Origin of the sequence: Photorhabdus kayaii (assembly GCF_025384895.1) — a bacterium.
Lineage (GTDB): Bacteria > Pseudomonadota > Gammaproteobacteria > Enterobacterales > Enterobacteriaceae > Photorhabdus > Photorhabdus kayaii.
Genome location: NZ_JAJAFZ010000011.1, coordinates 1 through 11,995, shown reverse-complemented (window position 1 = coordinate 11,995; position 11,995 = coordinate 1). Strand labels below are relative to the sequence as shown.

8 protein-coding genes are annotated in these 11,995 nt (G+C 42.7%); 3 read left to right on the top strand and 5 right to left on the bottom strand.

Features of this window, described 5'->3' with window-relative positions; genetic code table 11:
* Positions 1 to 27: 27 nt before the first annotated feature.
* The 5 genes from pepT to lolC form a co-directional block, all read right to left on the bottom strand.
* A complete protein-coding gene (gene pepT, locus LGZ98_RS06240) occupies positions 28 to 1,293 on the bottom strand; it encodes a peptidase T (protein WP_113041102.1) in 1,266 nt (421 codons plus the stop codon).
* 55 nt (positions 1,294 to 1,348) lie between these two features.
* On the bottom strand, positions 1,349 to 2,200 hold the full coding sequence (gene cobB, locus LGZ98_RS06235; RefSeq protein ID WP_113041103.1) for a Sir2 family NAD+-dependent deacetylase: 852 nt from the start codon (positions 2,198 to 2,200) through the stop codon (positions 1,349 to 1,351).
* 91 nt (positions 2,201 to 2,291) lie between these two features.
* Complete coding sequence (gene lolE / locus LGZ98_RS06230) at positions 2,292 to 3,539, bottom strand: lipoprotein-releasing ABC transporter permease subunit LolE (RefSeq protein ID WP_113041104.1); 1,248 nt, start codon at positions 3,537 to 3,539, stop codon at positions 2,292 to 2,294.
* Positions 3,539 to 4,243 carry a lipoprotein-releasing ABC transporter ATP-binding protein LolD gene (gene lolD, locus LGZ98_RS06225; RefSeq protein WP_113041105.1) on the bottom strand — a complete coding sequence of 235 codons (705 nt, stop codon included), beginning with the start codon at positions 4,241 to 4,243 and terminating at the stop codon, positions 3,539 to 3,541. The genes lolE and lolD overlap by 1 nt, the downstream gene beginning before the upstream one ends.
* Positions 4,236 to 5,438 carry a lipoprotein-releasing ABC transporter permease subunit LolC gene (gene lolC / locus LGZ98_RS06220; RefSeq protein WP_262977840.1) on the bottom strand — a complete coding sequence of 401 codons (1,203 nt, stop codon included), beginning with the start codon at positions 5,436 to 5,438 and terminating at the stop codon, positions 4,236 to 4,238. Before lolC ends, lolD begins: the two co-directional genes overlap by 8 nt.
* Positions 5,439 to 5,635: 197 nt before the next feature.
* Between lolC and mfd the strand changes: the two genes are divergently transcribed.
* The 3 genes from mfd to LGZ98_RS06205 all read left to right on the top strand — a co-directional run bounded on the left by mfd (position 5,636) and on the right by LGZ98_RS06205 (position 11,680).
* Complete coding sequence (mfd, locus tag LGZ98_RS06215; protein ID WP_262977839.1) at positions 5,636 to 9,082, top strand: transcription-repair coupling factor; 3,447 nt, start codon at positions 5,636 to 5,638, stop codon at positions 9,080 to 9,082.
* Between the two features lie 763 nt (positions 9,083 to 9,845).
* Positions 9,846 to 10,832, top strand: coding sequence for an L-tyrosine isonitrile synthase (gene pvcA, locus LGZ98_RS06210; RefSeq protein ID WP_113041108.1), 987 nt, complete (start codon positions 9,846 to 9,848; stop codon positions 10,830 to 10,832).
* A 2-nt stretch (positions 10,833 to 10,834) separates the two neighbouring features.
* The gene (locus tag LGZ98_RS06205; RefSeq protein WP_113041109.1) at positions 10,835 to 11,680 is read left to right on the top strand and encodes a TauD/TfdA family dioxygenase; all 846 of its coding nucleotides are present in this window, start codon (positions 10,835 to 10,837) and stop codon (positions 11,678 to 11,680) included.
* Positions 11,681 to 11,995 lie beyond the last annotated feature (315 nt).

Here is an 11,995-nt window from a genome sequence, read left to right as displayed (position 1 = left end):
AGGATTTGCCGTTAATATCCGATCAAATTAACTAGTGCTGCAAAACGCCTGACTCATTTCCGACTTTTTAGACAACAGTGCGGTTAATTCAGCAATACGCATGACAACACTTACAGCCTGCTCCATTCCTTCCAACGAAACAAATTCATGTTTGCCATGATAATTATACCCCCCCATGAATATATTCGGGCAAGGTAAACCACGAAACGACAATTGTGCGCCATGAGTACCACCACGAATCGGTTTAATAACGGGTTCAATATTACAATCCAGCATTGCCTGTTTGGCAATCTCAATAACATGCGGATATTTGATAACTTCATCATGCATATTGTAATAATTGTCATCGATAGTCAGTTCGATATAACAACCAGGATGCAGCCCCTCACCGGCTTTTTCAGCAATTTTAATCATCTTCTTTTTACGTTCTTCGAAGTTATTCCGATCAAAATCACGAATGATATAGTGCATTTCAGCACACTCAACCGTGCCTTTAATACGTTGCAAATGATAGAAACCTTCATATCCATCGGTATGCTCCGGTGTCTCTTCCGATGGCAATGCTTGATGGATATGGATCGCCAGTGATAAAGCATTGATCATCACATTTTTAGCACTACCAGAGTGAACATTATTACCAACAATCTTAACGGTTACTACCGCTGCATTGAAATTTTCAAATGCCAGTTCACCTACACCACCACCATCTACGGTGTATGCCCACTCAGCATCAAATGAATTAATATCAAAATAGCGTGCTCCTTTACCTATCTCCTCATCAGGTGTAAACGCAATTCGAATATCACCATGTAAGATATTGCTATTTTTCAGACGAACCATTGCAGTAATGATTTCTGCAATACCCGCTTTATCATCAGCACCAAGCAGCGTTTTACCATCGGTGGTAATCAATGTTTTCCCCAACATATTATGCAAGATAGGAAACATAACCGGCGATAACACTTCATTACCCGCACCCAGAGCAATTTCACCACCTTGATAATTTTCCAACATTTGTGGACTTATATTTTTTCCAGAAAAATCAGGTGAAGTATCAAGGTGAGCAATAAAACCGATAACAGGTACAGGCCAAGATGTATTGGCAGGTAATGTTGCCATAACACAGCCATGAGCATCCTGTACCACATTAGAAAAACCTAATTCGATCAACTCCTGTTTCAGCGCTTTGGCGAGTTCGAGCTGCCCATGACTACTGGGAATCGTCTTTGCTGACGGCTTTGACTGAGTATCAAAAGATATGTATTTAAAAAAACGTTCTAGTAATCTGTCCATTATTCTCTTCCCCCAGGGATTTAGCTACCCATTATGAGGAAGAGAAACACAATAATTATTGCGTTAAATCAGCTTTAAATTCTTTAATACTATCAATTAACCTTCGAGCATACTCATCTACTATCTTACTGGCTGGTCCATAATGCTTTTCATCAAATAGACTTTCTACTTGACTCGGTTCCAGGTTCAGCTCTACCGTGTGCGCCCCTGCCAGTTTAGCTTCATGTACAAATCCAGCCGCAGGATAAACATGACCAGAAGTGCCGATAGCGATAAAAATATCTACCTGAGACAGTGCAGAATAGATCCGTTCCATTTCCAAAGGCATTTCACCAAACCAAACAACATGTGGACGCAATGGCGAGGGGAACTGACAACAATGGCAACGTTCATCTGTCGTCAAATCGTCTGTCCACTCAAACACTTGCCCAGATTGGCAACAACGAATTTTGAACAACTCACCATGCATATGCACCGTGCGATAGCTGCCCGCCCGCTCATGAAGATTATCGATATTCTGAGTAATCAACAAAAAATTATCGCCAAGCTCATGCTCCAGCGCGGCTAAAGCATAATGCGCTGCGTTCGGTTCTATTTCTGATTGCTGAAGTTGATGACGCCGGGCATTATAAAATGCCTGCACCAATTCTGGATCCTTCTGAAATCCCTCAGGTGTAGCAACATCTTCCACCCGATGTTCTTCCCACAGCCCATCGGAGGAGCGGAAAGTCCGAATACCCGATTCAGCCGAAATACCGGCTCCTGTCAATACCACGATGTAAGGTTTTTTCATATTAATCGCCAATCGATTATCCCTATAAAAAATCCGACTACGAAATCTCTGCTGTCTCAAACGCTTAACCTTACGAAGCCGACCAAGCCGACTAAGCCGACGACAAACTCGCATACTGATTTCCTTCAAGATTTCTTAAATATTGCTTAGGTTTCTATTTTTTATACCATAACGTTTTGATTAGCTCATGCCAATAATAGATTAATTATTTTCCACTTAATATTCGTGCCGGCTCAAGTCTACTTGCCCGTCTTGCCGGATACCAACTGGCTAATAAACTCAGAATCAGAGCCGTCGCCAGAACATACAGAACATCCATGCCATGTAACTCAGATGGCAGGAAATCAATGAAGTAAACATCACCGGAAAGAAATTGATGCCCGATCAGCTTTTCCAGCCCATGAATAAGCGCCGTCAGATTCAGTGATGCCAACACGCCAGCTATAGCACCGGCAATACTGCCCGTCATCCCCGTCAGTAACCCATACCAGAGAAAAACCGCTCTAATTTGCCTATCCTTAGCGCCGAGGGTTCGCAGGATAGCAATATCACTGCTTTTATCTTTTACCGCCATAATCAGGGTAGAAACGATATTAAAACACGCCACGCCAATCACCAGAATCATCGCCAGATACATAATGCTACGTACCATCTGAATATCATGATACATATAGCCATAATTTCTTATCCAACTGCTGATATAGACATATTCCTGTGACGCTTCGCCGGCAAACCTTACTCGTTGATCAGCGGCAAACACATCATCAACCTTGATCGCAATACCAGTAATCCCTTGCCCATAATCCAAATATTGTTGAGCATCGGCCAAAGGGACCAAAGCCAAACTATGATCAAGCAAACCACTCAATCGAAAAATTCCGCTAACTTGTAAACGAATCCGTTTTGGTTGCAACAATTTCATTTCGGGATCACTGTTCGGGATCATAACAGTCAGCCAGTCACCTTGTTTAACCTTCAAGGCATTTGCGACTCCCTGCCCCAGAATGACCTGTTGATGACCCGCCTGAAAATTTTGCCAAGCATTATCTTGTACAAATTGTGGTAATGAGCTGACCTGAGCCTCTGTGGTTAAATCAACCCCTTTCACCTGAACCGCATGCAAGCTGGCGCCTTTTTCCATCAATCCAGTGAAAGTAATATAAGGTGAAGCAGCAACCACACCGATAGTGTCTTTTACCCGTTCCAATGCAGGCTGCCACTGTTCAAAAGGCTGATGAACCGTATAAATTTCACCATGAGGAACAACAGAAAGGATACGGTTTCTCAATTCTCGTTCAAAACCATTCATGGCACTTAGACCAATAATGAGAACAGCGACACCAAGCATAATCCCTAGCGTAGAAATCACAGAAATCAGAGAGACCATACCGCCACGGCGGCGCCCGCGACTAAATCGTAAGGCAGTGACCAAAGAGAGAGGCAAATTCGCCATTACAACGCTCCCGTCACGGTCAATTCATCCTGTAAATAACCATCACACATCTCCACCTGACGATTTAATCTGCCGGCGAGATTCAAATCATGGGTGACAACCAGAAATGCCGTGCCTTGCTGCCGGTTAAGCTCACCCAGTAATGCAAAGATGCTATCTGCATTACGTAAATCAAGGTTACCGGTAGGTTCATCCGCTAAAACTAACGAAGGTTCATTAACCAACGCTCTGGCAATTGCCACACGCTGGCGTTCTCCCCCTGACAATTCTGATGGACGGTGATGAGCGCGCTTCTCCAAACCAACAGCCGCCAGCATTTCGAATGCTTTCTTCTGTGCCTGACCGCGGTTTTTACCGCCGATCAACAGTGGCATAGCGACATTCTCGATCGCATTAAAATCTGGCAACAGATGGTGAAACTGATAAATAAAGCCCAATTCATGATTTCGCAGTTCTGCTCTGGCTCCTGAGGACATTTTATTCAAAGAGTGCCCTTTAAAAAGAACTTCACCAGAAGTCGGTGTATCCAACCCACCAAGCAAATGCAGAAGCGTACTCTTACCTGAGCCGGAACTTCCCACAATCGCCATCATTTCACTCTGATTGATAGCAAAAGTGACATTTTTCAGCACTTCGGTCATTACTTGACCTTCCTGGTATTTTTTACACAGATTATTACACAACAATAGTGGTTGATTATTCATAACGCAAAGCCTCAGCAGGTTGGATGGCAGCAGCACGCCAGGAAGGATATAACGTAGACAATAGGGCTATCGCCATCGCTGAAATTGCGATTGTAGCAACCTGTAGCGGCTCAATGGCAACAGGCAGCTCAACACCTGAGGTCAATAAGCCAATAAGTGGCATTAAGTTATTAAGCTGACTGGAAAGCAGAACACCAAGCCCAGTTCCCAGTAAAGTGCCGATGATCCCGGCTCCCGCTCCCTGGATCATAAAAATCGCCATAACCTGACGACGTACCAGTCCCTGTGTCTGCAAAATCGCCACTTCTCCCTGTTTTTCCATTACCAGTAAACCAAGCGAAGTGATGATATTGAATGCAGCCACAGCAATAATCAGGCTTAACAATAAGCCCATCATATTTTTTTCCATCCTGACCGCTTGGAAAAACTCACCTTTACGTTCGCGCCAATCCTTCCATAACAACCCTTCTGGTAGAGTTTGTAAGCTCAAACTATCTACAGCCAATGGTTCTGAGAGATAGAGACGCCAGCCAGTAATGTGACCTAGCGGATAGCGCATCAGACGGGCAGCATCTTGCTGATTAACCAGAATCTGTGTGCCATCGACTTCGCTATTAGACGCAAAAGTGCCAATAACAGTAAATAGACGCTGACTGGGAATACGCCCCATTGGTGTCAACTGACTTGCGCCAGGCACCATCAGGCGAATGCGATCACCGCGTTTTACTCCAAGCTCCCCGGCCACTCTTTCGCCCAAAATAGCATTGTAGCTACCGGGTGCAAGTTGATGACGATAAGCGCCGATTAAATATTCAGTCAGCGGTTCATATTCATCAAAAGCGATACCCAACATTACACCAACACCGACATTCCGGGCGCTTTGCAATACAACATCACCCATCACCAATGGCGTAATCCTGTTAACCTGCTTTAGATCCGCAAGTTCACTGGCAGGATGCGCTTTTGGGTCTAGCGAGCCATTTACCGACGTCACAACCGCCTGTGGCATAAAGCCAAGAATACTGGTTTCCAGTGAACGCTCAAAACCATTCATCACGGACAATACTGTAATTAATGCGGCAACACCGAGGGTAATGCCAATTGCTGACAGCCAAGAAACAAACCGACCAAATTTATCAGCCACCCGACCACGCATATACCGCAAACCTATAAATAATGAGACAGATTGAAACATGAAATCTGTTACGCCCCTGTTGCCAAAGCAAAGTGTTCGGGGATAATAAAGGGTAGTTATATTTTATGGAACCACCAACATCCAGATTCTGTGGTTTTTTTATTTTCTCTCAACCAGCCAGCGTGTTTACTCGAAGACCATTATGTGTCGAAAGCCTGTTGGGAATGGACTGAATCATAGAGAACACATTTACGCCTATGTCCTCAAAATATCGTTATAAACTTCCCGAACGTCGCGGTGATAACCGTCAATTAGGCCAACTTACTGGTGCTGCTTGCGCTGTAGAGTGTGCTGAAATTGTCGAACGCCATCAAGGCCCTGTCGTACTGATAACCAAGGATATGCAAAACGCCTTACGTCTGCATGATGAAATCCATCAGTTTACCGACTTCTCTGTTGATCTCCTTTCCGATTGGGAAACACTGCCCTATGACAGCTTCTCTCCTCATCAGGAAATCATTTCCAACCGTCTGTCTACACTTTACCGTCTGCCGACGATGACCAAAGGTGTTTTAATCCTGCCGATAAATACCTTAATGCAACGGGTTTGCCCTCATAAGTACCTTAACGGGCATGCACTAGTGATGCATAAAGATCAGAGGCTCTCACGAGATAAACTCCGTACTGAATTAGAACAAGCTGGCTATCGTAGTGTCGAACAAGTTCTTGAACACGGCGAATTCGCTACTCGTGGCGCACTACTTGATCTTTTCCCAATGGGAAGTGAGCATCCCTATCGTATTGATTTTTTCGATGATGAAATCGATAGCTTACGTATTTTCGATGTTGACAGCCAACGCACGCTGACTGAGGTTAAACAAATCAACCTACTGCCCGCTCATGAATTCCCAACAGATAAAGAGACTATTGAACTGTTTCGCAGCCAGTGGCGGGAACGTTTTGAAGTCCGTCGTGACAATGAGCATATTTATCAGCAAGTCAGTAAAGGTACGTTACCGGCCGGGATAGAATACTGGCAACCGTTGTTTTTTAGCCAACCCTTGCCTTCATTGTTTGATTATCTACCCGACAACACCTTGCTTATCAGTCAAGAAATAAACCATTCCGCTGAACGTTTTTGGCAGGACATCCAACAACGCTTTGAGAGCCGTAAAATTGACCCAATGCGCCCTCTCTTACCCCCAGAAGAGCTTTGGCTTCCGGCTGATAATTTATTCTCAGCGCTAAAAAACTGGCCCCGCATTCAACTTAAAGCAGAAGAATTGAGCAAAAAAGCGAGTCACGTAAATCTTGATTATCAACTGCTGCCTGATCTCTCCGTTGTTGCGCAAAATAAGGCTCCTCTGGATAAGCTTCGCCGTTTCCTTGAACAATTCAGTGGCCGCGTTATTTTCTCTGTTGAGAGTGAAGGACGGAAAGAAACGTTACAGGAATTATTGTCACGAATAAAGATTAAACCCATTAAAATCAGCAAATTGCATCAAGCACAACAGCCAGGTCACTTTTTGATGATTGGTGCCGCTGAACATGGTTTTATCGATACAAAGAATGAACTGGCTCTAATCTGTGAAAGCGACATGCTTGGTGAACGAGTTGTTCGCCGCCGTCAAGACACCCGCCGCACGATTAACACCGATACCCTGATTCGTAACCTTGCAGAATTACGCCCCAGTCAGCCGGTGGTCCATTTGGAACATGGCGTTGGCCGTTACCAGGGGCTAACTACGCTGGAAGCAGGTGGTATCAAAGCTGAATATCTGATCTTAAGTTATGCTGGTAACGACAAACTTTATGTTCCGGTCTCTTCCCTGCATTTGATCAGCCGCTACGCAGGTGGTGCTGATGAAAATGCCCCATTACATAAATTGGGCGGAGAGGCATGGAACAAAGCCCGCCAGAAAGCTGCCGAAAAAGTACGCGATGTGGCTGCGGAGTTGCTTGACATTTATGCTCACCGCGCCGTAAAACCAGGGTTTGCGTTTAAACATGATTGGGAGCAATACCAATTATTCTGTCAAAGCTTTCCATTTGAAACGACTCCAGATCAGGAACAGGCAATCAACGCAGTTCTGAATGATATGTGTCAGCCAGTCGCTATGGATCGCTTAATTTGCGGTGATGTAGGCTTTGGCAAAACCGAAGTTGCAATGCGCTCCGCATTTCTGGCAGTCCATAATGACAAGCAGGTGGCGGTCCTGGTTCCGACAACACTGCTGGCTCAGCAACATTTTGATAATTTCCGCGACCGTTTTGCTAATTGGCCTGTACGTATTGAGATGATATCCCGTTTCCGCAGCGCCAAGGAACAGCAACAAGTCGTTGAAATGGCAGCCGAAGGTAAAGTCGATATTATTATTGGTACACATAAACTGCTACAAAGCGACTTGCGCTGGAAAGACCTTGGTTTGTTAATTGTCGATGAAGAGCACCGGTTTGGTGTTCGCCACAAAGAGCAGATCAAAGCCATGCGTGCCGATGTCGATATTCTGACCCTCACCGCAACCCCAATTCCACGAACGCTCAATATGGCAATGAGTAGTATGCGGGATCTCTCAATTATTTCGACCCCGCCCGCTCGCCGTCTGGCCGTCAAAACTTTCGTGCGCGAGTATGACAGTCTGGTGGTACGAGAAGCCATACTGCGTGAAGTTTTGCGCGGTGGTCAAGTCTACTACCTCTATAATGATGTTGAAAATATTGAGAAAGCGAAGCTGCGTCTTGAAGAATTAGTACCAGAAGCACGGATTGCCATTGGTCATGGGCAGATGCGTGAACGGGATTTGGAACGGGTGATGACCGATTTCCATCATCAACGATTTAATGTTCTGATTTGTACCACCATTATTGAGACAGGCATCGATATTCCAAGCGCCAATACCATCATTATTGAACGTGCTGACCATTTTGGCCTAGCCCAACTGCATCAATTGCGGGGGCGTGTCGGACGTTCTCACCATCAGGCTTATGCTTACCTGCTGACACCACATCCGAAAGCAATGACAGCCGATGCACACAAACGTCTGGAAGCTATCGCCTCCCTTGAAGATTTAGGTGCGGGTTTTGCACTGGCAACTCACGATCTTGAAATCCGTGGGGCCGGCGAACTCCTAGGTGAAGAACAAAGTGGTCAGATGACAACAATTGGCTTCACTCTCTACATGGAGCTGTTAGAAAGCGCTATCGATGCACTAAAAGCAGGCCGCAAACCTTCACTTGAAGACTTAATCAATAGTCAAACTGACGTTGAATTGCGGATGCCTATTTTGTTACCTGATGATTATATTCCTGATGTCAATATGCGTTTGTCTTTTTATAAACGTATTGCCAGCTCCAAAGACGCATCAGAATTAGCAGAATTGAAGGTTGAATTGATAGACCGGTTCGGCGCATTACCTGATCCGGGGCGCCATTTATTACAATCAGCAGCCATTCGCCTGTTAGCTCAGAAATTAGGTATTAAACGAATAGAAGCCCATGAAAAAGGAGGGTTCATCGAGTTTAGTGAGGAAAATAAAGTTGATCCAACTTATCTTATCGGCCTGTTACAAAAACAACCTGAAATTTATCGCTTGGACGGCCCCGCTAAACTGAAATTCATTACTGACCTGAACGAAAGAACGATACGCCTGGAATTCATTCAGCAATTACTTGATACTTTTGAACATCATCCAATCTGCTCTTAAGTCACTTCACTTCCCCTATGATTGATTGCCAGTCTGTGGGGGAGTAAATTTGAAGATGCATCGCGATGGCATGGGAGTGAATCCCCGGGAGCATAGATAATTAAGGGCAAACTTGGTTTTCGTAAAATAATAACCGGATATGATCATAATTATAGTAATAGCCTTTATTATCAACCTCATGCAGTAATTTACCTTTTACTTTAATGATCTCTTCTTCCATTGAAGTTATAATTTTCATAAAGATATCAATAAGTAAAGGGAAATTCCTCACCCACTTTATTTATACCCGTCATCTTTCAAGTTGCCTCTTTGTTGGCTGCACTCACTCACCCCGGTCACATAGTTATCTATGCTCCCGGGGATTCGCTCCCTTGCCGCCGCGATGCATCTTGAAATCCATAGGGTATAAGATGAATTTCAGAAAAAATTGCCAATATGAAATTGTCAACCGGTCAATTTTATCTACACTAATTTAGTTTTAAGGATATTTTACTACAGTGGTCGTACCAGAATCCTTATATTCTAATAGTCTTGCTAAACAGTACCTTAATGTAACAATCAATCAAATATATTGATTAAATATATAAATCATATTCAAACATATTGTTTATTGTTAAATAGATTATTAGATATTCTCAAATATTATATTATTTTTTAATTGCATTATTCTACACTTCGCCTATACCAATTAGTGAAAATGCTGTTTATCTATTTTTAAATAAATCAAAGAATAGATATGACAACAAGTATGGAAACCATAACGATGCAAAGTGTTACCGATAATAATATTACTTCCGAGAGTATTTCCTTTAATAATATTTCTATGCAGATTCTGCACGAACTGTTGCAATATCGCAGGCGTCTTACCGATCTAGGGAGAGATTCCGTTAAAGAAGAAAATATTATTAAATCTGTACAATTACCTAGAATTGAATACTTCATCAGGAATAATAAACCTATCGAATTCATTTTACCGGCATTCCCAACCAAGTCACCAAACAGAAATAAAGTACTTGGTACTGCTCCTGATATGGCAGAACGCTTGTCTTTGATTTTTCTTAATTCTCTTTGCCAGCGTATTCAGCTTTATTATCCGCCAGGCGCTCGCATTATTATTTGCTCTGATGGGCATGTCTTTGGTGATCTGATTCGTGTCAGTGATAATGTTATCAGTCAATATCATGAAGATATTAAACAATTACTTCATGAAGTAGGTGCTATCAATTTAAGCACATTTAACCTTAATGACGATAAAGAACTCTGCGAACATAGTGATGATTTCAATTTACAGAGACAGATGTTAGTCATACATTATGCCCGTTCGGAAGAATCTATCAAAGATGAACTGTTGCAAAATAGTGATGGATTACAATTATATCGCGCAGTCACCCGTTTCTTATATGAAGACAGCTTATTACCCGGCTATACCGGATCAAATAATGCCCTACAAAAAGATGCCAAACAAAGAGCTATCGGTGTTATTCAACGCAGTTGGGCATGGGGAAGTTTATTAGATACTCATTTTCCAAAAGCCATACGTCTGTCTATTCATCCTCAGCCAGCAGACAGTATTAAATTTGGTATTCATATGATGCCAACCCGGGATGATTGGTTAACTCCTTGGCATGGTGTCGCAGCCAATGTAAATGGGCAATTTATACTTATGAAACACAAAGAAGTTCAGATGATGGGCGGAAAATTAGTAAATATTCATGGAAAACCCAGTCACTATGTAATTGAAGGAAAATAGCGATGACAGAATTAAATAGCTTTCAGACAGAAGAAATAACCCCTTTTGGTTTAAAAATTACGCCTCAATCTTCCGATCAACATATTGATACTTTATCAGTGGAACAACTGAAAGAACTGGCTAGAAAACACCATCTGCTTATATTACGTGGTTTTAAATCTGATTTATCTGATCACAAAAAATATGAAGAATATGCCCGTAATTGGGGAGAAATAATGATGTGGCCGTTTGGTGCTATTTTAGATGTTCGTGAACACCAAGATGCTACCGATCACGTTTTTGACAACAGCTATATGCCGTTGCACTGGGATGGCATGTATAAACCGACAATTCCAGAATTTATTATGTTCCATTGCGCCCACGCACCTGAAAGCGATCAAGGAGGCAGGACAACCTTTGTCAATACTCGTCGTGTTGTTGCTAATGCTACTCAACAGCAATTAGAACAGTGGAAGAACATATCGATTACTTATCGCATTAATAAAGTCACTCATTATGGTGGGGAAGTTCACTCTCCTTTACTGGAAGAATATCCGGACAGAAACGGATTCGTTATCAGATATAACGAACCGGCAGTAGATGGAGAAAAATTCCTAAATAAACATGCTATTGAATATCATAATATCAGCCCTGATCAAGTAGCAGAATTTCAACAAGATTTTATCAATATATTATATGATAAGCGCCATTTATATGCTCATGCATGGAAAAAAGGTGATCTGGTGATTGTGGATAATTTCTCTCTGCTACATGGACGTGAAGGATTTACTTCCAAATCAGAACGGCATTTACAGAGAATCCATATTCAATCTAATCCGGTATTTAATAATCAAGCGTTAAGATCATAGTATTATTATACAAACGAAAAACTGGAAAGATTATTTGACTCCCACTGTAATTTATTGGGAGTCAAATGATCTATCTTTATGAAAAATTGTACTGATTAATCAAATCCACCCTCCCTTCTGCGACAACCATAGTCTAGCAAGAGAGAGGAATATTACCACTACAGGTTTTCTTGATTTCGGTCTGTTTGTCCCGTTGCCATTTCTCAACTGTACTTTTTTATTCGCTTCTACTACCGCCAGTACACTCGCTAGCGCATTAGCGTCCACAACAATTACTTAGACAAGAACAAATAAAGCCAAACAATATAAAATAAC